This window comes from Sphingopyxis sp. H050 (assembly GCF_001468265.1).
Lineage (GTDB): Bacteria > Pseudomonadota > Alphaproteobacteria > Sphingomonadales > Sphingomonadaceae > Sphingopyxis.
Genome location: NZ_LNRZ01000006.1, coordinates 160,046 through 185,820 on the forward strand (window position 1 = coordinate 160,046; position 25,775 = coordinate 185,820).

The following is a 25,775-nucleotide window of genomic DNA, read 5'->3' on the forward strand; positions in this document are numbered from 1 at the left end:
AGAAGAGAAAAGGCTTGTTCACCGTTTTGCCACCCGACTGATCGCCTCAATCTCAATTCGGGCATAGGCCGTCGACACGGCATAATCCGCGCCTGCAAGTGCGATCGTCAGCTGATTTGTCCCGCCGGTGTAGGTTGGGGTTAATGCGGCACCGTTTTGCGCAAAATTTGCGATGTTGTTCGCGCCCTCGACCGCAGTCCCCCCGCCGCCGCCGAGATTGTAGAGCGCCACTATGTCCTCGCGATAGCAGGATTTCTGGCCCGACGCGGCGCCCGGCGCGGCTTCTGCATAAATCTTGACCTTGAATGTGGAAATGAACCCAGACGTCGCTGGCAAGGCGATAGCTATATTGCCGGAAGTTAGGTCGCCAAATTTGAAAAACACATCAGAGTCGGCGCGATATCGTACCCGCGCATTCTTGACGTCGAAGGTTTTCAGCTGGTTGAACCCTGAGAAGCCCGGCATTATGGCAATTGGAGTTGCGACGGCTGGCGATGCATACTGAATTACGTGGGCACCCGCGACTGTTCCCCAGTTGCCATCGATGCTGATCGGGCCCCACTCGTTGGAGATTGCTCCGAAGTCCTGCGAACCGCCGGTATAGCTGCGCAGCACGAGCCGCGGGATGCCCGCGCTATCTTCGATGGCCCTGGACAACTGCAGGTTCAGAGAGATTTCGCCAATGTAGCCGCTGCCGCTGGTCGGCTGATGCTCCAGATTGATCAGCTCGGTATATTTATCGAGCGACCCAGAGAGAGCGATGGCAAGTTTGATACCAGACGTATCGCGCTGATATCGCTTAATCAAGAAGGCGCATTCAGTGGCAGGTCCGTCGCCGTCATCATGGGCCGAAATATGTAGGTCATGATTGGTTACGCCGTAAGCAAAGTAGGCGCGGCGCGCGTTTTCCGTCGCAAATCCGCCCGAAACATTATCGCCATTTTCCTGGAAGGACGGGCCGTAGTAGCAGTTCTTGAACCTGCAATTGGAGCCGAACGAGACGCCCGAAATGCGATGGCTGTCGCCGTAAAACAGGCATGGGCCAAGCATCTCCTCTGCACTGAAATTCTCGAACGAAATGTTTTCGCTTGGGCTGGATTGACCATTGAAGGAAAAGGCAAATGCGCCCTTCCAGGTCTGATCGATATCGAACCCTGTATCGGTGGCTCTCACATTCCGGATGGCGAGATCCTGGACGTCGGCAAATTCAATCCCGATCGCGACGACGCTCGCGGTCGTTTCCATCGTGACCGTGGCACCGTTCCAATCAAGAACGGCATTGCGCAGCCCGGTGACGGTCAGGATCGGGGTGGAGCCCAGCGACACAGTGCCGAGGTCATAGCTTCGCCCGGCCCCCGCCACCAAAAGGCCGCCGCCCTGCGCTACCCAGGCGGTAAAGGCGGCCTCGAGCGTGTCGACGTCCGACATGCCGGTCTCGCGATAATCTTCAATGAACAACGGCAACCGCGACACTACCTGGCTTAGCGCCCCGCGCGATGTGAGCACGAGCGCGTCACCCCCAGCCGATGCAAGCTGGCCGCGCAGATCGGGATCGTTGCCCGTCCCAGGGGCCCTGATAGGCAATCCTTCCGCGTCGAAAGCGAGATAGCCGCCCGCGCGTCCCGCAGCAGATGGCAACGTGGGCGCTATTTCGCCACGCGGCACCATCAGCGCTCGGACGGCCGTATCGGTGGCGTCGCGGCGCAATTCCTGCGCCGCGATCATCGCGCGATCGAGCGCGCGCTCATGGCTCTCTGCCGGAAAATCGTCACCCGCGGTATAATCGGTCGGTTGATCGAGCGCCATTTCGCCCTCGATCCGCCACAGCGTCCCGGTGGCGATCGGCGCCAGCGGCGTGACGCTGCCCCCTTCGCTGTTGCCGGCACCCGCGACGGTGAAATCGGTCCCGCGGACCAGCACCGTTTCGCTGCCATCGGCGTTGACGCGCGTCACCTTTAGATCGTCGGCGGCGAGGAATTTGAAGGGGACAGGCCGCGCGGTCGCGCTGTCATCGCCCGGATATTCGCGAATGCGGAAATCAGCGTCGACGCCGACAGTCATGCGGGGAACCTTTCGCCTATTCGACGAGGTTCCCTACATCGGGCGCGCGGACCTCCTCCAAATAGTCCCCCGGCGCCCAAAAGTAATCCTGCCCCTGTTCGGCGGCATAGCGCTCGAGGCGCTTGAAGCGCTCGCGATAGTTGGGATCGACCATCACCGACATCTCGTCGAGCATCAGCCGCTCGAACGCCAGCCGGGTAAACCAGAGCGATCCGACGCCGGGTGTTTCACTCTTGAGCAGCTTTATCGCCGCCGCGCCCGGGTTCGTCTTTTCGCCCTGAACAGCCTTCAGCGGCTCCCCGACAGCCAGCCCCAGGGCCGCGTCGACCGTGGCGAACGCGGGCCCGGCGAGCACGCTGCTGATCCCGCCGCCAAAACGCGACTGGCTCGACCGCAGAAAATCGCCGTAAATGCCCAGGCCGCCCCCCTGCAGCACCGATGCGCCCCAAAATGCCGCGGTCGCGCCCGGATCCATGCTGTCATAGATCGGCCGCGGGTCGCGCCCCTTGGCGATCTCCTTCAGCTGCAGCGCGGCCGCACCCATCACGGTGGTATAGATCGTCATCATCGCCGCGTAACGTGCGCGATCCCACCCGGTCAGCGCCATGGTGCGCTGCATCTGCGCCATGGTCAGCCCGACCGCGAAGCTCTTGAACTGGAACGCGGTGCGGCCGACCTCGCCCAGGATGGTCCCCTTCGGCAGCGCGCTGTTGACCATCGCCCCCATCGCCACCCCTGGCACAGGCACGGCCATATCAGTTTCGGCCAGGATCATCCCCATCATGCGGTCGCGCAGCGCCTGGTCGCCTATCGCCTCGGGCAGGATCCAGTCGGCGCCGCGCGCTTGGGTCAACGGGGTTGCGCGGATCTTGTCCCAATCGGCCGCCCCCATGCCATAACGCTCGAACGCGCCGCGAAACGCAGGGTCCAGACGGTCGAAGGCTTTCGCCCGTTCGCCGGTGATGTGCGAAAGAAAGTCCATGCCGAACGCCCAGCGCCCGCTTTGCGTGACCGCGCCCAGGCCGGAGATCCGCATCGTCCCTTCGGCCAACCGCCGCGCCCATTCGCCGGTGAGCTCCTCGCCGGTCATGCGCGCGGTCGAGGCCGACATCTGGCTTGCTTCCTCGGCGATCAGCCCCATTCGCATCGCCAGCGCCTGATCGCCAGCGTTCGCGGGATTGAGCAGTTTCAGCTGCGTCCACAGCTGCGACGCAACCGGAATGCCGTTCATCTGGCGCGCGAGCAGTTGCGTCGCCTGGTCTGACGTCGTCGACAACACGGCCGACCCCAGCTTGGTCGCGACCTGCCAGCTGCGCAGCGTCGAAAACCCGAGCGCAAGGCGCCGATTTTCCGGGCGACGGTTCGCCCCCGAGATCTCGTCATAGATCCGCTGCAGCCGCGACCGTGCGGCGAACGCAGCATCGCGGCGCTTTTTCGCGCCGGCGCCGCCCTCGGCCGCCTTCAGGTTGGCATCCTTCTCGATCGTGTCACCCAGCCATTTCAGCGTCGCGGTCGGGTTCGGGCCCAGCCGCTCCATCAACGCGATATCGCGCGACATGGCGTCGATATGCGCCATCATCGTGTCGAACGCGCTGGCGCCGCCGCCATATTTCGCCTGCATCGCCATCCAGCTGTCGGCGTCGGCAAAGGTCAGAAAACGATGATCGGACCGGCGGTTCGCCATGCTCGCTGCGCCGGCCTGCCCTCCCGGGTCGCGGTGTGCCCAGCCATCGGTCGAGATCGTGTCGAACACATCACGCAACACCGCGTCGAACGCCTCGTCGCTGAAGGGCGCGCCGGTTGCCCCGTCGATCATCCGCGATCGATCAAGCGTCGCCGCCATGTCGGCGCGCCACTGGTCGAAGCCTGCCGCCGCAACCGCGTCGGGATCCCAGCTCTGCGGCAGTCCCCAATCCTCGAGCTTCCCGATATGGCCGCCCGCGGCATTGTACCGCTGGCGCAGCGCTTCGCTCGCCTCGCGCCAGGCGTCGGCCAGCTCGCGCGCCGACAGGTTGCCGGTCGATCCTGGCTGGAACAGCTCGCGCACCATGTCATCGAGCTCGGCCTTGTTCCGCACGCGGCCAAGCAGGTCGCGGCTATGCTTCTGCAGCACGGCCGACATGGTCGCGTGGGCCTGCCCGCGCACCGATTTCCAAAGATATTCGACATTCTGGTACGGCGCATATTCGCTGCGCACGAGCAGCGCCTCGCCCGCCTTCGCCAGCCGATCGGGCGCCGCGTCGTCGATTGCGCGGAGGCCGCCCGCCCCACGGCCATACACCTGCATATCCAGCCAGGCGGTGCGCTGTCCCTGCACCTGCAGCAACGCCTGCCGCTTCCGCTCGGCCTTCGTCACCTCGAGCTGCTCGAGCGCGCGGGTGGAGGCGAGCGCATCCGCCGCCTCGTCGCCCATCGTCTTGCGATATTCGGATCGCAATGATCCGAACAGCGCCAGCATCTCGTCGGCCTGGCGTGCGTCGATCTCGCCATTGGCAAGCAGATTGGGGATGCAGGCTGCTAGAGACATTTTCTCACCGTATCGATTGCCGCTTCGTCACGGCCGAATTCGTCGAGCAGATCGCCGACGGTGCGCTCGACCGGCTCGCCGTCGCCCAGGTCGACCAGGAAGCGCGGCTGCCCCGCTTCATCCGCTGCGGCGCGCAGGGTCAGCTCGCCCTGGTCGACGCGGTCGAAGATATCGAGGCCCAGCGTGCCGTCCTGATCGGCGATCGATCGCAGCGGAGCGCCGGCGCGCAGCTCGAGCTCCTGACGCTGGCGTGCGGCGATCGCCGGATCCGCGGCCTCGCCAAGGTCGAGCGCGGCCGCAACCTTCAGATCATGCTCAAGGCTCTCGGCCTGCAGCTTGGCGCCCGCGCTGTCGGGCGCATCAAATAGTGCGCCCTGGTCGGGGTCGAACGGATCGAAGCCGCGTTCGATATCGCTGTCGATTTCCTCGCGGCGGGGCCAGCCGCCGTCTAGGCCGTCCGGCTCGCGCGAATAGCCTGTGCTTGGGAGTAGGCCGCCATCCGCATCGCCAGCATCGCCTGCGCGTCCTGCTCCATCAGAAACGCCACCATCGATCGCGTCGCCGCCGGATCTTGCCAGGGCCGCGAAGTCGAGGGCGCGGACGTCGCGGACGAACTTTCGGACGACGCCGGCGATACGGGCGCCGCCGGCGAGCTCGACCGCGGCGGCGTCGATGATGTCCTTGACGGGGCCGGCGCTGAAGGCGAGGCGCTGGATGAGGTCGATGGCTGTCGCATTGTCGATCGTTTCCTGTTCGCTCGCCGCGCGGTCGATCTTCGATCCGCTTTTTTCCAGCGTGTCCGCGTTCCGCGCGGCAACGCCATGAACCTGCTTCAGCTTCTTCAGCTCGCCGACGCCGCGCTCGAGGATCCGCGCGCGATCGAGGAACAGCGAAGACGTGCTGTCGAGGGCGCCGAACATATCGAACTGTGTCTCGCGCGTAAAGCCGGCGGCGATCCCCTGCCGAACGACGCTCTCCGCCTGCGACATCGTGGCGGGCTGCAGCTTGACCAGCAGGTCGGTCAGCGCCTTCTGCTCGCCGGGGTCGGACAGCAGGCGGCCGACGATCGCGGCGTGGCCCGGGTCGACCAGCTCGTTGACAACCATCCCGAATGCATCGTCGCCCAGGCGCGACAATCCGCCGGCGTCGCGAACCAGCGCCGATCGCGGCGGCAGGAAAAGCATTGCCTGGTCGGGGCCGATGCTACGCATGACCTTGGCGGCATCGACCATCGTCCCCGATCCTTCGGCGACATTCTTGAGCGCGGCCCAAACGCGCACGCTTTCGGCGTCCCAGCCATCGGCCTCGCGCAGCACCAGCGCATCGAGCGCTACCGACTGCGAGGGATCCTGCGCGCGGATCCGCTTCGCCAGGCCAAGCCGTTGATGCCCGTCGGCGATCAGGCGGCGTCCGTCGGTCGCTTCCCATACGATCGCACGCCCCGCGAGCACCGGGTTCCATTGCGTGACGCCCTGCAGGCGATCGGTCACGCCATATTCGTCGCCGCCGCCTTTGAACTGCATCAGCTCGGCGTCGACGTCGATCTCGTCGGGATCGAAGCTGCGCGACGTGATCGTGCTCATGTCCATGCCGGCGATCTTCATCGCGGCCGCTTCCTGCCTCAACAGCAAGGCCTCGTCGCGCAGCAGCGCAGCGTCGCCTATCCCGTCCGCGTCGGCGCCCATGCCGCCACGCCCCGCGGGCACCGATGCAGATCGGCCGCCGACGACGCGGTGCATCGCCGCGATCGCTTCGCTTGCCGACTTGCCGCCCCCGAAATAGGCGGGATTGCCGCGGATGACCTCGGCCGACAGGATCCTCGCGACCGGTGTATCTGGCGCGGCCTGCAGGATCTTCGGCCCGTCGCCGCTGCCCAGGACATGCATGACGTACATGTTGCCCGTCGTCGTATCGATCCCGGCGCGTCGCAGCGTCGCCGCATTGTCGGCGATCAGCGCATCCATCAGCCGTTCCTGCACCGTGACATCGAACCGCTGATTTTTCCAAGCGGCATCGGCCGCCGCCGCGCCGCCGCCATAGACTTTGCGGTAATAGCTTTTGAACGTCCCCTCGACGAACTGGTATCGCCCGCTCGCCGACGAACCCATCCGGTTCGTCGCGCCGTCGTCGCCGCCGCTCTCCGGCCCGCGGATGGCGGCCTTCAGCGCTTCGGGATTGACCGGACCGCCGGGGCCGTCCAGCCCGCGCGGCGATATGGCGGCACGGCCGCCAAGCGGCGGTTCGCCACCGGCGCGCGCGGCGGCGGCAGCATAGTCCGGGATCTCGGTCGTTCGCAGCACGCTCTCGAGCGCGAGCGAAAGCCGGTCGGCATAGGTGTCGCCCGACCCGGCAATATAGGGGTTGCCGGCATCGATTTCCGCCTGGCGCCCGATCGCGGCCGCACCGGCGGCGACGTTCGGATCGCCGCCGGCGCCGACCTGGCGAGACAAGCCGACAAGGTCGGCATCGTCGAGGCCGCCAAGGATCTGACCGATCACCTCGCGCTCGAGCTGGGTTGGCGAGGTGATCTGCGCCGCCTCGAGCGCCCGCGCCATTTTCTTTTCGACTGGTGTCAGCGCGTCGAACGCGCGCCCGCCATATTTTCCGCCCGCCGCGATCAGACCGGACAGGAAGGCCGAACCGCCGGCTGCATAAAGAATATTCTGTGCAGCTTCGCCCGCCGTCAGTTGCTCGCCGAGCAGCTCGCGATTTTCGGCCATGGTCGGGATCTGCAGCACTTCGGTCAATCCGCCGACCAGCGCCTCGCGCGCCGCGATCCCCAGCACCGTCTTGCCGCCGCCGCCGATCGGCATCGTCATGATGTTGTAGGGATCTTCCATCGCCTTCGTGACGCCGCCGGCGATCGACGCTGCCGTGCCGCTGACCCCCTCGCTGCGTTCGATGACACCGCGCGCGCGCGCGCGCTGCGAACGGTCGCGCGCGATATAAGGGGCGAGGATCTGTTCGCGCGTTCCGGGCAGGTCCGAAAGGAAGCCGGGCTGCGCCTGCCGGATCCGCTGCACCTCGGCGACCAGCGCATCGGCGACCTGCTCGCGCGAACCATCCTCGAGCATCCCGGCGGCGGCATAGACGTTCGTCGGCGTGGCCTTGCTCAATTGCACGTTGCGGCTGATCTTGCCCATCGAGGGCGGCAGAAACATCGGCAGCCCCTGTTGCCGACGAACCGCGTTTACCGCGGCAAGCGTGGATCCGAACGCTTCGTCATACAGCAGGTCCTGATAATTGCTGTTGTCCGCGGCCTGCAACTCGCGCGCGGCCTGATAGGTCTGCCCGATCGTCGACGGCGCCCCGCTGTCGGGGCGCACCGGCGCCAGATCGATCTCTTCGCCTTCATAGGCGCCGAACGGACTGCTCGCCATCGCTACAGCCCCTCATAGGCCGATTTCGGTCCCTGAATATCGGGCGCAGGCGGCGCGACATAGACGGGGCCTTTGGGTTTCGCCCCGGCAGCCCGGGCCGCCGCAGGCGGCGCTGCAGGCAGACCGAGCTTCATCACGTCGAGCTCGAGCGGGGTGCGGCCATCCTCGATCACGACATATTCGCCGCGGCCGCTGACAAAGCGATATTTGCCGTTCGGCTGCATGACGGGCGAAAAGCGCTGGCGTAACTCGTCGCCACCGATGCGGCTCTTGTCGCCGCGGTAAGCGCGCGACGGTTTGTATGCGCCCAGCCGGGCGTCGAACTGCTGTTGCGACATCGTCGGCGGCAACAGAAACTTGGCGCCGTTCCACTCGCCGACGCCGCCGGTTCGGCCGTTGACATTGCCGCCGAGCGCTTCGCGCACCGCCCCCCGGAACAAGGCCGGGTCGAACTCGTCCTTGCCCTTGCTCGAGGCCGACTGGCGATAGAGCTCCACGGCCGACAGATAGGCGGCCTCGCGCGAAGCTGCCGGCATCGAGGCAAGAGCGTTCCCCGTTGTCTCGCGCCAGATCTGCTGCGCTTCTTTCGCCGCGACCGGATATTCCTTGCGCAGCCCCTTGCCTCGAAAAATCCCCTGCTGAACCTCGGGACGCAAACCCATCGAATAGGCGAAGAGGCTGTCCCCGGGCAGCACCTGGCCCGCCGCCGCCTTGGCGGCGACGGGGCCCAGCTGGCGAAGTTGGCGCGCGACCGCGAGCTGCCCAGCTGGCGTCGACGCATTCGCACCCAGCTGCTCGGCCTCTTCGTCAGTCAGATATTTCGCCGGCACCCCCATCGCGCGCGCCGTTGCGTCGGCCGCCTGGCGGCGCGCGGCAACAGATTTCGGATCGGCCCAATCAACCGGGCCGATGGCGATCCCCATGGCTGCCCCCGCGGCGAGCGGATCCTTCTTGACCTGGTCCGTGCGGGTGGAGAGCAGATCGGTGAGCGCCTTGCGCTCGGCGACCAAAGCCTGCGGTGCCTTTTCACCGGCCTTGGCGATTTCGGCGTCGAGCACCTTCACGCGCGCGTCGATCTGCGCCGGCGTCGCGTTCTGCCATTCCTTGTTGACCTGTTTCGCCGTCGCCCCCTCGCGCAGGTCGCGCAGCCTGTCCTTCAGATCAAATTGCTCGGCAAGCCCCGTCGCCTCGGCATATTCCTCGTCGGTGACCGCATAGCCGTTCGTGATGCGATCGCGCACGTCGTCGATCTTCTCGATCGCGTCGGCCTTGGCCGCGCGCGCCGCCGCCTCCGCCTCGACCTGCTTGCGCCGGATATCGCTGTCCGCCTCGTTACCGAGCCCCTCGATCTGCTCGGCGGTCAACAGCGCGTCATAGGTATGGCTGTCGAGCATCGCCTTGCGCATCTCGGGCTCCTGCCCGCGCAGCCAGCTCACTGTCGCCTTCTGCGCGGCGCCGCGGCGCCATTCGAGCACGGCGGCGCCGGGAACGCCTTTCGGCGCTTCCATTGTCTCGATATCCGCGAGCGCCTCGATATAGTCGGTCAGCGGCTTTCCGCGCAGGCTGTTCGCGATGATGTCGGCCGACACGTCCATCTGGTCGGCCATCAGCTTGGCTGTCTGGCCGCGCTCGAAAGCATCGGCCGTCGTCGCCCGTTCGGATCGCCACTCGGCGAACCGCTGCTGATAGGCTTGGCGCAAACCCTCGTGCTGGATCCCGCCGAGAAATTCCTCGCCCTGCTTGTCGGCGATCGCCGTCATGTCCTTAGCAAAACCGGCGGCGCCGGGAGGCGCGTTGACGCGCGCCTCGTTCTCGGCGACGCCATAGGCTTCCTTCATCTGGGCCCAGCGCACCATCGCGTCGGTGGTCTGCCGATCATATTCGCGCTCGGTTTCGAGCTTGCGATCGGAAACAGCGATCTGGCCCGCAAGGCCGCCCGCACGCTGCAGCGCGTCGCCGATGCCTGCGCCATAATCTTCAGGGGTCGCGGTCGGCAACGCGGTCGCCGTGCGCTGCGGCTGCAGCTGCGACGAATATCCGCCGAACATCGGTTGGCTCGCCATCAGTACTTCACCATCGGATCGGGATTTTGACCATAGCGGCGCGGGTCGACCACGTTGCTCGACTTGCCGACGTCATAACCGCCGGCCTTGCCCGCGGCGGAATAATCCGAACGATAGCCGGCGATCTGCCCTGCGGCGCCGATCAGCCCCTCGACCGCGTTGAAAACTGCCGTGCGCTTGATCTGCTTTGCCTGCATGTCGAGCCCGCGCGCGCGACCTTCCGTGGTGCGCCGCGACAGCATGATGTCGAGCTCGCGATTGATCAGGCTCTCCTCGATCGCCGTGCGCGCCGATCCGGTGCCCGGCTGAAAGCCGCTTTCGGCGATCCCCATGATCTGGCGCCCCATGGCGGCGCGGGCGCTCGCCCGGATCTTCTCGACCTCCGCGACGCCCAGCTGGCGCTCTTCCTGCGCCTGGGCCCGAACGACCTGCGCATTGTGGCTCGCGGCCTGCAGGCCGCCGACCGTCTTCACCAGGGCCCCCGCGGCCATCAATGGAATTGCGGCTTGCGCCATCAGTTCACCCTCTCGAAAAGCCAGTAATCCTCGCTATGCGGCCCCCATGCGCGCAGCAGCGCGACGCGGCTGAAGCCGACGCGCCCCAACCAGCGCCCTTCCGCGGGATAGGCATCGCGGCAAAGCGCTTCGATCCGCCGCCACGGCCCCTCGGCGATCCGGTCGCGCATGAAGCGCATCACAGCCGCCTGCGCGCGCGCGCTGGTCGCGAACTCGCGGCTGAACAGCGCCCAGGCCGATGCCTGCACATCGGCAAAGACCTGACCGAAACCGGCGCAACACAAGATCGTGCCGTCCTCGCCGACCGCGGTCCACGCGGGGCCCATCGCCTGCAGCTCGAGGCCGTGGGCGATATTCTTGATCGGCTCGTAGATCCCGAACTGCCCCTCGACATTCGGCAGGCGGTCGAGCGCCAGCACGTCGAGCGGCAGGAGAGCGCGGATCTCGACCCTCATTGTTCACCTATGTCGAGTTTTTTGATCAGCGCCGGCTGCACCCAGGGGAAGGGCGATCGATCCTCGAGCGTCACCTGCCCGCGCCGGCTGTTACCGCCGCCGATCGCCTTTGCCTCGGTCCAGTCGGAAAACAGCGACGGGCCGCTGTCCATCGGGTCCGTCGCCGCCCGATTGACCAGGCGATCGAGCTTGCCGCCGCGGTCGCCGGCACGGACACCGAAGCTGTCGAGCAGGCTGGCAACCAGGCCGATAACGCGCTTGATGCGGCCGATCGAAGATCCGTCGCGCAGCGGAACGTCGGGGCGCAATGTCGTGAAGGTAGCGGTATAGAGGCGGCCGACCGTCACCCGGCTGCGCGCAGCTGTGAGCGTGATCGAACCGGTTTCGTCGACGGTTTGCACCGGCAGCTCGGCGCCGTCGGCCAGGATGCCGACCTCTTTTCCGATCAGATGATCAAGCCCGCCGAACACGGTGGCGGGCGCGCCGTCATAGGCAAGCGCGCTGTCGAGGTGGCACCCGTCCTGCGCGACAAGACCCGCCTCTTCATCCCACCAGTCGGCGAGCTGCTCGAGCGACTTTTCGCCGTCGCGGTCGACCAACAGCCAGACATCGTCGCGCTGACCATCGGGCGACGGCACCGACACCATGCTTTCGATCGTAGCTTCCTCGATCGAAAGCGACGGGCACCATCCCTTCGTGTCCTGCGCCGGATTATAGGGGTGCGACGCCGCCGTGCCGTCGCCTTTCAGCATCCAGAGCTGCTCTTCGGGCTCGGCCTGGTAACAGAGCTGACGGATGCCGCCGCGCGTGATCTGCCGCGCCCACAACGTCATATTGTCGGCCAGATAGCGATCCTGACCGAAATCATAGGTCGCCGCGCGCAGCTTGCGGCCGCCGCGCTGGGCGAAGATCAGCTCGGCGGCGGTACCGAGCGGCTCGACCTGCGTGGAACCATGACCGCTCTGGGGAACGATCTGCAGATTGTCGGCCGCAATGGGCTCGCTCGGATTGATCGGGCCGATCGCATACTCGCCGCTCGACGTGCCGATGATCATCGCCTGGCGATCGGGGCGCACCCACAGCGCGCGATCGGGAATGTCCATGCGCAGACGGATGGCCTGGTCGGGCTGCGGCGCCCCGCTCTCGTCGAACTCGCTGAAATCGCGGTAAGAGGCCGACACGCTGCCCGCGAGCTCGAAATCGCGGAACAGCCACAGACGGCCGCGCCAAAGGCAGCAAAGCTGGGGAAAGCCCGCATCGGCCGAAAACAGGCTGTTCGCCCAACGAAAGGTAGGGGTGGCAGCCAGCGACAACGGGATTGCGCGCTCCACGACGCCGGTCAGCGTGTTGGCGTCGGTATAGCCGGTGATCCGCACGATGCCGTATCGATCGTGACGATAGCGCCACTTGACCCCGAACGGACCCTTGCCGTTGATGTCCTCACCGATATTGTCGCCGTCCCACTGGTCGCCCCGCAGGTGAAAGGGCGCCTCGGTTCCGGTGCGCGTGCCGCTCAGCGCCTCATAGACGCGGCCCTCGCTGCGCCGGAGAGTGCCGGCGACGATCCCGTCGACGCCGGTCTGCCAGGCCATCACATCGGCAAAATCGGCCGCCTCGACCAGGATGTGCCCGCCCACCATGTTCGCATTGAAGCGATTGGTATTGGCTTCGACCGACACGGCGCCGCCGACCGTCAGCACGCCGGTCACGGTCAGGGTCTTGGTTTCGTCCTGGTTGATGTCGCCGAACGGCCCGCCCTTCAGCGTCTCGACCTGATAGGTGAAGGCATCGGCCGCCGTGCGCTTCAGCGACGCGAAGGGATAGCTGCCATGCGCGAGATACTGGGTATCGAACGATTTCCAGCGCCAGACGCTCGGTGCATGGGCGGCGGTATAGGGCACGGCGACCTCGACCGGAACGCCGGCGACCTCGAGCAGCGCATTGTTCGTGACGAAGCGGATTGCGCCCTCGCTCCACACCAGCACATAGGCCTGGGTCGCGTTGAACGCATAGGGCGTCAGCCAGGTCGACGACGCGAGCGCCGCCGCGCGATACCAGGTGCCCGGCCGCTTGACGATCGCGCCCTCGACCGACGCCGCCATGTTGCGGATCTCGGCCGCCGCGATGTTATAGATCGACAGCGTCGGCCGCGACTGCAGCCGGCGCGACACCTCGCCCCCGTTGAAGCTGTCCTGCAGCCGGTACGCCGTGGTGCCCATCAGCCTGTATAGCTGCCCGGGTAGGACGGCCCCCCTTCATCGCGGGCGGTGACCCAGCTGCTGTCCATCAGGTCGACGGGCGGGTTTTCGCGGCCATCGACGCCCGTCGCTTCGCGGATCGCGGCGACATAGGCCGAATAGCAATCCTGCTTGCGGCCGCGATCGCCGGTCAGCCGATCGGCGACCTGGTACGCCAGGCGGCAGGCAAAGGCCTCGACGAACAGCGCGTCCCAGTCTCCGGTTTCGGCGATGCGCGCGACATAGCGGACCTCGATCGGCCCGGGGGCGTCGCAGAGCAGGCGGCGGCTGCCCTCAAGCGACCATTTGCGCATAACGCATGTGTCGAGCGCGTCGATGTCGAGCCGGATAAAATCGTCGGGGAGCTGATACTGGTGGGCGAAACCGAAGATCGGCGCGGGGTTCAGGCGCGACAGCTTGACGCGCTTCATCGCAAAATTCCACAGGTGGCGCCGGAGCACCGCGTCGCGGACGCTGTTCCAGACCGCCTTGATCGATCGCGCGGGCTTGGTGTCGTCGTCGGGATCGATCAGCTGATCGTCTTCGCCTAGTTTCGACAGCGCAAGGTTGGAAATCTCGACGCGATCCATATCACCCCTCGGCACACCTCGACGGCGAAACCGGGGCGGCGGGAGGTGTAACCGCCGCCCCGGACGCGCCTGGCAAGGTCAGACGGCGTCGGAGTAGAAGATATCGACGACAAGGTAGTCGGCGCTGTTCGGGGCCGCTGCGGCGCCGACGGTCGCGATCACCGTCTTTTCTTCGGTGAACGGGGCCGCGGCGATGTCCTCCGCGATACCGAACAACGTGGGCGTGTCCGCCGCGGTGAAGATGGCGGCGGCGCGGAACGCCGTCGCGTCACCGACGACACCGATCGCGAGCGTGGCGGCGGCGCCGAAGGTCGCCTTCGCGGTGATGACGCCAAACGCGAACGAGGCGCCCGGCGGCAGCTTGCCGAGCGTGATGGTGTCGCCGTTGGCCTGACCGTCATAGTCGATGGTCGCGCGCAGGCGCTTCAGCTTCGCCTGGAGCACGCGCCCGTCCGACTTTGCGTAAGCGGCGGCGCCCAGCGAGGCGGCGGTTTCGCGAGAGTAGGTATTAGCCATGATTTGCTATCCTTGAAAAGTGGAACACTTGGGGGACGCCGCCGAAACGGCGCCCCGCCCGGTGCGACCCAGGCCTACGCCTCGAGACACTCGATGTAGCCGACCTTGCCTTCCTCGCTGCGGGTCGCGGCCACCTGGCGGCGGGCATAGACCTGCGCGGAGAAATGCTTGGTCGGCAGCTGGTCGACGCTGTCGAACTGCCGCTCCCAGAAGGCCGCGACGATGCCCGTCTTCGAATAGAAGGGCACCTTGCGATAGCCGCCGCCGGTGAGAGTGAGGGCGGCCGCTTCCTTCAGGCGAGGGTTCGACAGCTCGATGTGCGCGAAATTGAAGCCGAACAGCTTGCGGACCATGCCGTTGGTCATTTCCATGCCCGTGGCGCCGTAATCCTTGTTCACCGTCTCGATCTGGGCGAGCAGGTCGCTGTTCTGTTTTGCCGTGATCGGCATCCACAGCTCCTCTTCGTCGAGATCGACGTCGTTGGCGCGGAGGATTTCGTTCGCGGCATTCAGCTTCTTGATCGTCAGGCCGACGTTGCCGCCGCCGCCCTCGTTGACCGGCACGACATTGTTGTTGTCGAACGGGGTCAGGATCGTGCCCTTCAGACCGGTCTGGGCGACGCTGAAGATCCCGGTGATGATTTCGGCATCGGTACCACGCGCGATCGCCGCGGCGCCGGCCTTCACATACTTGCCCTCGATCTCGATACCGGAAGCGAGCTTGTCTTCCTTGTCGACCAGGTCGGAATAGACGATCGGGTCGGGCATCGCGAGCCAGCGGCCATCGTGCGGGGTGTCGACATATTTGGTGTCTTCGTGCCGCGACGTCTTCTTGTAATAATCGGCCTCGCCGATCAGATCGTCGATCTTGAGCAGCTCACCGCTGCCATCGATATCGGTAACCGTCTTCAGCAGACGGCTGTCCTTCTGCTGCAGCGCCAGCTTGACGCTGTCGTTGTACTTGGTGCGGTGCATCTGCGTTACGAACTGGGACATGGTTGCCTCCGTAAATTTCAGGAATTTGCGAAGGGCTTGTCAGCCGCTAGGGCCGGGCCTCTCTGGCGGGTGACGTCCCGCTGGACGGGGCCATTCTCATGCCCCCTAGTCCGGGCCTGGCGGCGCGATCGCGCACCGGCTTGTCAGACAGGGGCGGCATAACGCTACATGCCACCCCTGCTCCAAATAGTCGGCTAGCCTCGAGCCTCGCGCTCACGCGCTTCCGCCGACGCGACGATAGTCAGCAGGTGCTCGCGCTCGGCCTTCAGCTTGGGATCGCTCTTGAGCTTCTCGAGATAGCCTTCCTGCTTACCCAGCATATCGAGCTTGGCCTGCGCTTCCTCTTTCGAGAGGCTGAATTTCGGCCGCCCGCCGGCGTCGAGCAGGATGTCCTCGCCCATGCCCATGCCGAGCTTGGCAAAGAGCGCGAGCGTTTTTTTCGTGCCGAGCCCCTGCTCGATGCCGGCGATATCCTCGCCCGACAGCTCGAGCAGCCGCATCGCCTTGTTGCCCGCGGCGATGTGAGTGTTGAACTTGTCGCCGACCTCGGTCCTGTATTCGGCCACACCGGCTTCGCGCTGCTGCACCTGGGCGGCTTCGTGGTTCTGAAGCACATCGCGCATATAGGCGTTGAACGGCTCGGCCATGGCGGCAAACATGCTGGCGGGAACACCCGCCTTGAACGCCGCTTCGCGCATGACCTTTGCGAGATCCTCGTTGACTTCCTCGCCCTCGCCGAGCTTCAGGTCATAACCGTCGGCCGCGTCGGGACGCCCGATCGCCTTGTGAAATGCCTCCACGACCTCGGCGCCGTCGCCTTCCTTCGGGAGAACAATCTTGTCGCCCGACAGGAATTTGCCCTCGAGCTCGCGATAGCTCGACACCATCGCGTCGGGATCCTTGAAGCCCTTCGACTTCACCCAGTCGCGGGATGCGGTCTGCCCTTCACCGGCGGCCTTGTCGCTGAAGATGCCGAGCCATTCGGCCGCGGCAGCTTCGCCGCCGCCCTGCCCGGCCTGCTCGCCGCCGCCGCCGGCGCCGGCTGCCGCCTCGCCGCCCTGCCCGCCGAGCAGCGCCGCGGCGCCGCCCCCTGCAGCAGCCGCGCCGCCCCCCGCCTCACCCTCGCCGCCGGCGGCCGCTGCCGCCCCCGCACCATCACTCATCGCTCACCTCCACAAATGGGGCGAGATCCTCGCCCTTCAAACCGATCATGGTCAGGATCCGCAGCGCGACCTCACGCCGCCCCTCGAGCAGCGCGTGGACGCGCGGATCCGCTTCAAACGTCGAACGGTCGACCCGGCAGAATTTGCGCAGGTCGGCCAGCACCTTGCGGCCCGACAGGCTCACCGTGCCGTCATTGTCCAGAAAGACGCGCTGGTAATGCAGCGCCCGGCGGGCGTTCCACGATTTCTGCACCAGCTCGAGAAAATCCGGCGCAACGGGGTCAGATGCCAACAGCCGTCTCCTCGCCGCGCGCGGCCGACAAATTCTTCACGGCCTGGCTGCCCTGGACCAGCTGCGCGATCGCCGACTGCGCGGCCTGCTGTTCGGCGCGGGCCTCGCCCTTCGCCGCGACCTCGTCGGGCGTCGACAGATACGCCTGACGGATCGCCAGCGATTTCGCGAGCTCGCGCGGGGCGCGCTGCCAATTCACGACGTCATAGACCTCGGCGCCGGCGATCGACGCCGCCGGGGTCAGCATTTCGACGAAACGACCGAAACCGATCGCCTCTTCCGCCCGGGCCGCGCGGGTCAGCGGATTGTCATAGACCAGCTTGATGCTCGCCCCTTCCTCTTCCATTTCGGGGGGAGGCGGCGGAATGTCGCCGACGTCGAGCAGGATCTCGAGCTCACGCTCGGTCTGTGGCGACAGCCATTCGGTTTCGCCGCGGCTTGCGCTCGGCGCGAGCAACATTCCCTGCAGGCGCGTCAGCTCGAGCACTTCGGTCGCGGTCATCCGATCGCGACGCTCGAGCACCAGCGACCAGACCTTTTCGAGAAATGCATCACGGATCGGCTCGCGCTCATTGTTGAGCAGCTCCATGCCGATCGGCAGATTGCCGCCCGTCTGCAGCGGAACGACGTTCGGCTGACCATCGAAGCCGAGCCCGCCGACGTTGATCCCGCCAGGCTTCGTCTGGATCCTCGACAGAACGCCGTCCTCTGGCGTCAGCAGCGGCGGATCGACCGCCTTGTGGCCTGCCCGCAACAGCGTCTTCATCATCTCGTTGACGGTGCGGATCGACCCCATGACTTGCATCGCTGGGGATCGGCCATATCGTTCGCGCGGCCCGGTGACATAGCGCGAGAAGGCGATCGGCATGCTGTTATAGCCGCCCTCGCGCAGCTGCATCTTGTCCTCGACGCAAATGTAGCGGCTCTCGAAGCGCAGGCGCCGGAAATCGAAGCGGCTGGGGTCGCGCTCGGCGCGAGGGCGGATGACGTGGAGGAAAGTGAATTCCTGGCTGAGCTTGTTGTCGCGGATCGCCTTTAGGATCCCCGCCGACAGATTGTCGGGCCCGAACATCTGGCGCGCCTGGCGAGCGGTGCGCTTGAACTTGCGATGCACCGTGTCGATGCGTCCGGTGAAATCCTCGTCGACATACACCTCGGACAGGTGAAGCGCCTTGTAGAACAGGCCGTGGCCGGGGCGATGATCGGTCCAGAATGGACCATTGCCATAGCTGCCGATCGAACGGACGTTCATCCCGGCCTCGGGCTCGAAGCCGGCGGCGGGGCGATATCGCGCGGCGAACAGCCGGTCGGTCGCCAACTCGGCCCAGCGCTGGAAAGCGGGCAATTCATTGAGCGCGGCACTGGTCGAAACGACATGCTGATACCGCTCCCCGCGCGGGATCACCATGCCGGTGTAGGCGGCCTGGAAACGATCGAGGCCTAGCGAGGCGGTATGATCGAAGATCGTCGTGCCGCGCACCGCTCCCTTCGACTTTTCGGTAAAGCCGCCTTCGCCGATCGGGTTGACCCGTTCATCGACCTCGCGCCAGATCGGCTCCCAGGGCGCGCGATCGCTCTCGAGCTCCATCTGCTTTTGCAGGATCTCTTCGACGATCTCCGTCTCGCTCATCGCGCGCCCCGTTCCGCTATCAGCCGAAGGTCAGCTGGCCGCGCTTGAACTCGAGCTGCTGGCCCGGGTTCAGACCGACCGGCGAACCGAGCTCGTTGACGTCCAGCGGGCGTTGCCCGTTCATCAGCCACACATGGGTGAACTGCGTCGTTCGGGGCAGCGTGTGGGTGTTGTGGACGATCGGGCGCGATACCTGCCACTTGCCGCCGCGCCGAACCGGGTTCGGCTCGAGCGGCGCGGGCAGCGGCTCGATCACTTTCGCGGGACCGCGCTCATTGCCGAGCGCGACTGTGAGCTCGTCGCCCTTTTCGACCGCGGCATTGATGACCTCGGCCGCACCGGCCTTCAGCTTCGCGATCGAAGCGGCCGCGTCCAGCTGCGGTTTCGCAGGCGCGCGGGGTTTGCGCGGCTTCGCCGCGGCGGCTTTCGTCGCGGCGACCTTTGCGGCGGCATCGGCAAAGCCCTCACGCTTCGCGGCGGCATCGGCTGCAGCGGCCTTGGCGTCATCCTTGGCGGTATCGGCCGCCGGCGCCGGCGTCGGTTTCGTGTCGGTCATGTCAGGCTCCTATTGGCCGACGAGGGTTTTGACGCCGGTGGCCGCGGCCTCGGCCCCGCCGGCGCCCGTCAGAATGTCCGCGGCGCCGCCGCGGCGCTTGCGAAGGCTGTCTTCCTTCATCGCCGCGCGGGCGGCATCGTCGCGCGTCGGCGCAGGCGCCGGTGCGGGGATCTTGGGTTTCTTGAACAGGCCGACCGCGGCGCCGAGCGGCGAGATCAGGGCTTTGGCTACACCGGACATGGCGTTATCCTCCGAACGGATCGTAATCGGCGTCGACCGTTACGACGCTCCGCCCGCCCTGCTCCAAATAGTCGGCACGCCCGCCACCCACCGCCGCACCCGAAATGCGGCCCCAGCCGCTGCCGACCATCAGATACTGCGCGGCATCGTGAACGTGGCTGTACTGGTTCTTGACCGGCTTATTTTCGTATCGCCCTTCTTTTCCGGCGATCATCGTGCGGCGAAATTTGTACCCGCTGTTGAAGCCGCGCCGCAGGATCTTCAGCGTCGGGCAGATCAGCAGGGCAGGCTGGCCGCCTTCAATCGTCTTTGTCAGCGGGCGCCGCACCGCCTCCAGGCGGATTGTCAGGTCGTTGTTAGGAACCGGCGCGGGTCGGATCTTCAGCTTCGACACGCGCGCCGCGATCTGCAGCCACGACAGCTCGTTGCCGCTACCGTCGACACCCTTCGCCGCCGAAGGGTCGACAAACGCAAATTCAACCGGGAAACCTGGGAACCGGCTGGCCAGCAGGTCTGCGAGCGCCTCCCCAAACGCCGTTGGTCCGACCGACGCGAGCTGGTCATCTTCCTCAAGGAAGGTCGCGAGCTCCGCTATTAGCCGGGTCTGGCCGAACTTGGTATGCTGGCCGATCACGGCCGCCGGCGTCAGTCCGGCATCGATGCCGATCCGCAACGGCAAGCCCCGGATCGGCTCGAGTGGCGCTTCCGCGACATGCCTTGTATTGCTGAACTCGGGATAGACCGGCATCCCGTCGCGCACCGCGCCGAACTTGTTGTCGACCATGCGCCGTTTCTTGTCGGGCGACATCAGCGCGGCCTGCTTGATGTAATAGTTTCGGCCGCCCTTCAGATTGTGGAGGTTCTCGGCGCCGGGATCCATGCCGCCGGGCTGCTCGAAAAACTCGATCAGCTTTTGCTCCCCGCCCGTCTCTTCTGCGATCGCCGCCGCGAGCTCGGGATCGATCTTCTTGTCGACGAACAGCGAATACATGTGATTGTCTTCGTCCGGCGCGTTGAAATCGCCCCAGATTTGCGCGAGCGAGCAGCCACCCTGCACCTCGGCGGGATAGCGGCCGACACGGCCGACGCCGAACTCGAGCAGATCGGGCGGAAGCAGATCCCATTCGTTGCCCCACAGGCCGGTGAGCTCGAAGCCGCGCAGCACGTCCTCGACGCTGTGGTCGCCGATCGCGGTGAAGATCATCTCCATGTCGATCTGGTGAAAGCCGCGCTGGCCCGGGCGGCCGACATTGATCGTGAAATTGTGGGTTCGCGGGGCCTCGCCCGACCATTTGCCGATTTCCTTCGGTACCCATTGGTGCCAGGTCTTGATCAGCGTGCGGTCGAGGTTCGGATAGGTGTCGCGCACCGCGGCGATGCGGCAGCGCTTGACGTAGCAGCGCCGGCCCTCGTCCCAAACCGGCCGCTGCGCGTGCGCCAGGCGAAAACATCGCGCGATGCCTGCAACCGTCTTGCCACCGCCGACGGGCCCCATTATGCCGGTGATGAAAGCCGTGCTCGCGATGAAGGCTGATGCCTTCGGCCCCACCGGCTTCATCTGCCTGATCGCCGCCGTCATGCCCCCGACCCCATTGGTCGGGCCCCGGGTTCGCGCGCCGAAGCAGTCTTACCCCTACCCGATACGCCGGCGGGAGCCTTCGCCGATGCGACCAAGTGGTCGAGGCGACGAAAATCGCCGCTGGCGTCCGCCATGCTGCCGCCGATCGGCCCAAAAACGTGGAATGTCTCGGGCGCGACCCCCGGAGCGAGAACCGAAAGGCCGCTGGGGGGGGGCGGGGGGTGGCGCTCCGATCGGCCCAGGGAAAGGCCCCCGGGGGTGCGGCCAGCGTGAAGGTGCGAAACCTGAAGGGACGGGCCAGATTGCCGCGCTTTATCAATGCGATGCGCTGCCCGTTCCGAAATTGTCATTCCGAACGCTCTTCATCGTCGCTCGGAGAGGCGCAGAAATCCGCCGTTTCTGCATCGGCGAAGCCCATGCCGCCGAACAGGTCGCCATCGGCGCTCTCGGGCAGCAGCTCGCCCCCGTCGATCATGCCGGTCGCGCCGTCGAAGAAGTTGATCGTGACGTCGCCCTCGAAGCGATGCGCGACCGCCACCGGCATCTTCGACGCGAAATAGGGCAGCAGGTTGTCGTCGCAGCGGATCTGCAGCTGCGCGGCCTCGAGCTTCGAGCATCCGAGCTCGGCCGCCAGCTGCTCGACCGGTCGCCCCAGGAACCGCATTTGCGTCACCCCAGGCTGCGGCCCGAATTGCAGCAGATACTCCTGAAAGGCGCGGTTCTGGCGGTTCTTCGACCCCGGCTTGCGCCCACCCTCGCCCTTCAGCCGGCGGTGCTCCTGGACGGCGCGGTGCAGGTCACCGCCGTTCGCCATCTGCAGCTGCAGGATCTCGGCGGCGTCGGGGAGCGACACATAGGCGTCGCTTTCGGCGAGGTCGGGCACCGGCGGCAGGTCGCCATCGGCGATCAGCGGCAGCTGCGGCGCAGGCTCGCGCGCCTGGTCGAACTCGCGCCGCGCCGCATCGATCGCGGCGCGGCCGCCGTCGCCATCGCCGGAAAAAACGCCCGCCTCGCCCGCGCTCGACACCCCAAATCACCCCTAGATTGACCAAGAGGCGAAGCGGCTAACATGAGCGGCGCGGGCTGCTCCAAATAGGCGACGGCGCGCGATCGCGACCGAGCGTTACCTCGTTACCAATGCGGGAAAGCGGAGGTAACGCCAAAAGGTAACGCCTAAAGCTATGATAATTAAGGAAAATAGATATATGTTACCAGTGTTACCGATTATATCCCTATCCCTATACGTGCGCGCGCCCGCGCGTGCGCGCATGCATATGACACGCGCGCGAAGGCGGTAACGAGGTAACGCGCGCAATTTTATTAGCGATTTCAGATAGATCGGCGTTACTTTTCGCCGTTACCAAGGGCGTTACCACCCCTCACCCAGGCGGTAACAGACACCCGCGCCGCCCCTCGGCCTCTTGCATGCACCGAAAGGGGTAGGGGCGCAAGCGATATGGATCGATTGACTGCCCGGCGACCGGGTCGGGGCGATCGGGAGAGGGAAAGACGATGATGACGCGGCCGCACCGGCGCGCTGCGCGCGCCTGGCCGCGAAGGGGAAGATCGGAAGGACAGCGGCCGCACCGCGCCGCATCCCTTATCGATCTAAAGATCGAACGGGACGCGCCGCTGGCCGCTGAAGCTATTTAGATCGGCGACGCCACGCGAAGAACGCAAGTAACGCCGCGATTAATAGCAATGCTGCAACAGCAATCATGCTGGCGGGTTCTTGTTCTTCATGCCCCGCTGCTTTGACCGGCGCCGTTTCTACTTCCTCGCCCTGATAGGCCTCAAATGGTCCCGCGTTGCTCGAGCTCGTCGACATCGGCCATCCCCTGCAGCTGCGTCGCCTAGCTGCCACAACGGGGTCGGGGCGGTCAACGCCGGCGCCACTGATCGACCAGTCGCGCGATCGCGCGCTCGGCGATCGGATCGCGCTTCTTGCGAAGGCTGCGGACATCGAAGAAAAAACGCTCGACCAGGAGCGAAGGTGCGTTCGGCGGCGCCGGCGGCCGACGCGTCGGATAGAGCGCGACATGATTGGCCGATCGGCACGCGCTGCAGGTGAAGCGCGCCGCCGCCGATGCCAGATCCTGCGGCCAACCGCGCGCCGCGAAGCGCTGCCAGATGATGCTGTCGATCACCGTGCCGCGCGCGCACGCAAAGCACCAGGCGCGCACGTCCTGGTGCCGATCGTCGAGATCCTTGAGCGTGACCGACTCGCGCAGCATCGCGCGAGCGTAGAACATTATGGGAACATCAGGGCAAGCAGATAGAGTGCTATCGCTCAGGTCCGTAGCTTTGCGGCCGCCGATATCCGCCGGAAACCTTTCACCAACCTAGTCGCTTCAGCTCACGCGCCGCAAACTGCGTTGAGCAGCGGGCCGTCGCGGCAATGCCATCGAGGGTGACGATTGTTTCGCCCTCCAAGGCGACAAAAAGCAATTGCTTCCGAATATCCAGACGTCCAGCTGCGCTCACCGTCCCTTCCCTCTCAACCGCCGGCGCCGACGCTTCGACACCCGCTCATCGCCGATCGCGTGAATGACGTCGCGGCGGTCGACCGTGCGCAGCAGGCCGAACCATGCCCAGGGCGCCATGACGATCGCGCGCCACTTCACAGCAGCGCGCCCTGCTCGCCCGCCGGCGCGTTCGCCAGCTGCAGATAGATCTCGCCATGACAATCGGGATGGCCGATCGGGCACCAGCAGGCGATATTCTTGCCGCGCAGCGCCGACAGGTCGCGCCCCTCGATGTCGCGCCGGAACAGCTCGAGCGCGCGCGAATGAACATTGGCCCACGTCGTAGGATCGTCTGCCCAGTCGCCGACATAGTTCATCAACCGCGCACCGGGGCCGAGCAGAAGCGGCCCGCCATCTTCAGGATCGCGCTCGACCCAATAGGGATTTTCCCATTCGGTCCCGCGATGCACCCGCACGCTGTTGTCGGGCAGGCGAAAATCGCGCAGGTTCGATAGCTGCACGCGCTGCGGCCGCCTTGTCATCACACCCGCTCCATCTCGGCCGCGGCGTTCTCGACCAGCGGATCGTCGTCGGCGCCGAGCTCGAGCACGTCGACGGGCACCAGCGTGCATTTCGCCGGCGCGTTGCCGATCCGCTGCGTCTGGTTGGCCAGCGCCCCGGGAAGCCGCTTCAGCGCCTGCGACCAGACGCCGGCGGCCCAGCGCTCACCCTCGAACTGGCGCGCCAACCCCTGATGCTTGCTCGCGATCGCGACATATTGCCTGCCGGGCACCGGCTTCGGCCGCCCGTCGTCGCCCACCCCGGCCTTCGCGGCGCCGGCGACAATGACCTTCATGCCGATCTTCTCGAGCATCTTGTTCGCCGCCCGCTTCAGATCGTGGACCTCGTCGGCCGCCGCCGTGCCTGCCATCATGTAATCGGGCACCGGCTGCGCCGCCTGCCACAGCCAGGACGAAACCAGGCGCGGCGTGCCATGCCCCTGCAGGTTGACCAGCGTCGACATCAGGTGTCGGACGCACAGAACCGCTTCGCTCTCGTTGTCGGCCGCTTCGGCCAGCGTGGTAATCGACAGGCGATCGCCCCAGGCAAAGATTTCGCTCGCGTCCTGCTCTTCGGCGTTCAGCACCATGTGCGCCGCGGCGAGCAGCGTGCCGAACTGGTCGGCGACGCGGCCGCCGTGCCCGCCATTGTCGATCAGCGTGTTCTTGTAGCTGGCAAGCATCTTGGGCCACCATCGCCACAGGTCGACGAACTCGCGGCGCAGCTGCGCACCCAGCGCCGCGATCTCGCGCTTGTCCATGTCGGGTTCGCGCAGCTCGCCGGGCAACTCGCCCAGCTCGAGGACGGCCAGGCGGCTTTTGTCCTGCGGCGGAATCGGGGGGACCAGGATCGATGTGAACAGGAAACAGGTCCGCGCCTTGAAATTGTGCCCCTTGTGATCCTGCCCGCCGCGCAGCAGGTCGCCCTGCGACGACGCCGCCAGGCGCGCCAGGCGGACAAGCGCCAGGATCTTGCTGTTGTTCGCGTCGGCTTCGGCCTCGTCGATCGCCACCGGCAGCGATTGCTGCCCCAGCACCTGGCGCACGCCCGCCTCGGTCGCGTCCGGCGACTGCAGCAGCCCCCCGTCGCCGAGCAGATAGGCGAGCAGCTTCTGCAGCGCGCTCTTGCCCGTCGCCTTGTCGCCGGTGATCCAGACCAGCGGGCGATAATCGAAGGCGCCGCCGAAGGGCGCGCACATGATCCATCCGACCAGCAGATGCGGGTCGATGTCGGGGCGCGCCCAGTTCCAGGTGCGGATCAGCTCGAAGATCAGCGGACCGGCGCCGACGTCGTCGGCGATCTCGACGCCGCGCGCGCGCAAGGACGCGACCAGCTTGGGCGCCAGCTCGGCCGCCGGTACGCCGGCGACGCCGTTGCCGGCGGGTTTGGGGCCCGGGGGCGCGGTCGGATAGACCATGCCATGATATTCGCCCGGCCGCTTCCACGCCCCGTCGATCAGCACATGGTTGCCGCTATGCAGGATCAGCGCGCCGTCGTCGCCGAGCCACGCGCCGCGCCCGCGCACCTTCTCGCGCATGTCCCACACGCCCTTGGCGGCCGCGACGTCCATCAACAGCATCGCGACATCGTCGGGGCGCCAGCCGGTCACGATCCATTCGGTGATTTCCTCGCCGGTTTCCTTGTCGAGGCGCTTCACTTCCTTTTTGCGTGGCCAGGTATCGATCAGATACTGGCTGTCCGGCGCGAACATCGCGACGATATGCTTGTTGGCGACCTTGTCGGCCGCCAGCCCGCGCAGCTCGCCCAGCGTCGTCAGGAAATAGAATATCCCGTCATGCGTTCCGACCGGCACGACGGGGCAATCGTCAGGCATGACACGCGGCGGCCCGAAACCGCCGCCCTGATCGTCGCCGGCGTCGTCGTCGATCGGCGGTTCGTAAATATCCTCAAGCGCGGCGCGTACCTGCTCGATCCCCTCATTCGCCATTA

22 protein-coding genes are annotated in these 25,775 nt (G+C 66.1%); all 22 read right to left on the reverse strand.

The features are described 5' to 3' along the window. Nucleotides 1–18 precede the first annotated feature (18 nt). The 22 genes from ATE67_RS13710 to ATE67_RS13805 all read right to left on the reverse strand — a co-directional run bounded on the left by ATE67_RS13710 (nt 19) and on the right by ATE67_RS13805 (nt 25,773). The gene (locus tag ATE67_RS13710) at nt 19–2,061 is read right to left on the reverse strand and encodes a hypothetical protein (RefSeq protein WP_058817244.1); all 2,043 of its coding nucleotides are present in this window, start codon (nt 2,059–2,061) and stop codon (nt 19–21) included. Between the two features lie 16 nt (nt 2,062–2,077). Next, the gene (locus ATE67_RS13715) at nt 2,078–4,588 is read right to left on the reverse strand and encodes a hypothetical protein (RefSeq protein ID WP_058817245.1); all 2,511 of its coding nucleotides are present in this window, start codon (nt 4,586–4,588) and stop codon (nt 2,078–2,080) included. Next, nucleotides 4,579–7,968, reverse strand: coding sequence for a hypothetical protein (locus ATE67_RS13720; protein WP_058817246.1), 3,390 nt, complete (start codon nt 7,966–7,968; stop codon nt 4,579–4,581). Before ATE67_RS13720 ends, ATE67_RS13715 begins: the two co-directional genes overlap by 10 nt. A gap of 2 nt (nt 7,969–7,970) precedes the next feature. Beyond that, complete coding sequence (locus ATE67_RS13725; RefSeq protein WP_058817247.1) at nt 7,971–10,031, reverse strand: hypothetical protein; 2,061 nt, start codon at nt 10,029–10,031, stop codon at nt 7,971–7,973. Continuing rightward, nucleotides 10,031–10,546, reverse strand: coding sequence for a hypothetical protein (locus ATE67_RS13730; protein WP_058817248.1), 516 nt, complete (start codon nt 10,544–10,546; stop codon nt 10,031–10,033). The genes ATE67_RS13725 and ATE67_RS13730 overlap by 1 nt, the downstream gene beginning before the upstream one ends. Further along, a complete protein-coding gene (locus ATE67_RS13735) occupies nt 10,546–11,001 on the reverse strand; it encodes a hypothetical protein (RefSeq protein ID WP_058817249.1) in 456 nt (151 codons plus the stop codon). The genes ATE67_RS13730 and ATE67_RS13735 overlap by 1 nt, the downstream gene beginning before the upstream one ends. Next, nucleotides 10,998–13,220: a hypothetical protein gene (locus ATE67_RS13740; protein ID WP_058817250.1), complete on the reverse strand. Its 2,223-nt coding sequence runs from the start codon at nt 13,218–13,220 to the stop codon at nt 10,998–11,000. The genes ATE67_RS13735 and ATE67_RS13740 overlap by 4 nt, the downstream gene beginning before the upstream one ends. Further along, nucleotides 13,220–13,828 carry a hypothetical protein gene (locus ATE67_RS13745; RefSeq protein ID WP_058817251.1) on the reverse strand — a complete coding sequence of 203 codons (609 nt, stop codon included), beginning with the start codon at nt 13,826–13,828 and terminating at the stop codon, nt 13,220–13,222. The genes ATE67_RS13740 and ATE67_RS13745 overlap by 1 nt, the downstream gene beginning before the upstream one ends. Nucleotides 13,829–13,906: 78 nt before the next feature. Continuing rightward, nucleotides 13,907–14,344 carry a hypothetical protein gene (locus ATE67_RS13750; protein WP_058817252.1) on the reverse strand — a complete coding sequence of 146 codons (438 nt, stop codon included), beginning with the start codon at nt 14,342–14,344 and terminating at the stop codon, nt 13,907–13,909. Between the two features lie 74 nt (nt 14,345–14,418). Further along, nucleotides 14,419–15,339 (reverse strand): phage capsid protein, encoded by a 921-nt coding sequence (locus tag ATE67_RS13755; RefSeq protein ID WP_058817253.1) that lies wholly within the window; start codon nt 15,337–15,339, stop codon nt 14,419–14,421. 194 nt (nt 15,340–15,533) lie between these two features. After that, nucleotides 15,534–16,502 carry a hypothetical protein gene (locus ATE67_RS13760; RefSeq protein WP_058817254.1) on the reverse strand — a complete coding sequence of 323 codons (969 nt, stop codon included), beginning with the start codon at nt 16,500–16,502 and terminating at the stop codon, nt 15,534–15,536. Further along, the gene (locus tag ATE67_RS13765) at nt 16,495–16,794 is read right to left on the reverse strand and encodes a Bbp19 family protein (protein WP_058817255.1); all 300 of its coding nucleotides are present in this window, start codon (nt 16,792–16,794) and stop codon (nt 16,495–16,497) included. The genes ATE67_RS13760 and ATE67_RS13765 overlap by 8 nt, the downstream gene beginning before the upstream one ends. After that, nucleotides 16,784–18,424, reverse strand: a complete 1,641-nt coding sequence (locus ATE67_RS13770; RefSeq protein ID WP_058817256.1) for a portal protein — start codon at nt 18,422–18,424, stop codon at nt 16,784–16,786. The genes ATE67_RS13765 and ATE67_RS13770 overlap by 11 nt, the downstream gene beginning before the upstream one ends. Nucleotides 18,425–18,443: 19 nt before the next feature. Continuing rightward, nucleotides 18,444–18,980, reverse strand: coding sequence for a hypothetical protein (locus ATE67_RS13775; protein WP_058817257.1), 537 nt, complete (start codon nt 18,978–18,980; stop codon nt 18,444–18,446). 9 nt (nt 18,981–18,989) lie between these two features. Further along, on the reverse strand, nt 18,990–19,220 hold the full coding sequence (locus ATE67_RS13780) for a hypothetical protein (RefSeq protein ID WP_058817258.1): 231 nt from the start codon (nt 19,218–19,220) through the stop codon (nt 18,990–18,992). 4 nt (nt 19,221–19,224) lie between these two features. Beyond that, nucleotides 19,225–20,799, reverse strand: a complete 1,575-nt coding sequence (locus tag ATE67_RS13785) for a hypothetical protein (protein WP_058817259.1) — start codon at nt 20,797–20,799, stop codon at nt 19,225–19,227. Between the two features lie 346 nt (nt 20,800–21,145). Next, nucleotides 21,146–21,826: a hypothetical protein gene (locus tag ATE67_RS13790; protein ID WP_058817260.1), complete on the reverse strand. Its 681-nt coding sequence runs from the start codon at nt 21,824–21,826 to the stop codon at nt 21,146–21,148. Between the two features lie 618 nt (nt 21,827–22,444). Continuing rightward, nucleotides 22,445–22,627, reverse strand: coding sequence for a hypothetical protein (locus tag ATE67_RS21440; RefSeq protein WP_156417026.1), 183 nt, complete (start codon nt 22,625–22,627; stop codon nt 22,445–22,447). 52 nt (nt 22,628–22,679) lie between these two features. Then, a complete protein-coding gene (locus tag ATE67_RS13795) occupies nt 22,680–23,051 on the reverse strand; it encodes a hypothetical protein (RefSeq protein WP_058817261.1) in 372 nt (123 codons plus the stop codon). A 228-nt stretch (nt 23,052–23,279) separates the two neighbouring features. Continuing rightward, complete coding sequence (locus ATE67_RS21445) at nt 23,280–23,423, reverse strand: hypothetical protein (protein WP_156417027.1); 144 nt, start codon at nt 23,421–23,423, stop codon at nt 23,280–23,282. Continuing rightward, nucleotides 23,420–23,806, reverse strand: coding sequence for a DUF4326 domain-containing protein (locus ATE67_RS13800; protein ID WP_058817262.1), 387 nt, complete (start codon nt 23,804–23,806; stop codon nt 23,420–23,422). The genes ATE67_RS21445 and ATE67_RS13800 overlap by 4 nt, the downstream gene beginning before the upstream one ends. Next, on the reverse strand, nt 23,806–25,773 hold the full coding sequence (locus ATE67_RS13805; RefSeq protein WP_058817263.1) for a hypothetical protein: 1,968 nt from the start codon (nt 25,771–25,773) through the stop codon (nt 23,806–23,808). Before ATE67_RS13805 ends, ATE67_RS13800 begins: the two co-directional genes overlap by 1 nt. Nucleotides 25,774–25,775 lie beyond the last annotated feature (2 nt).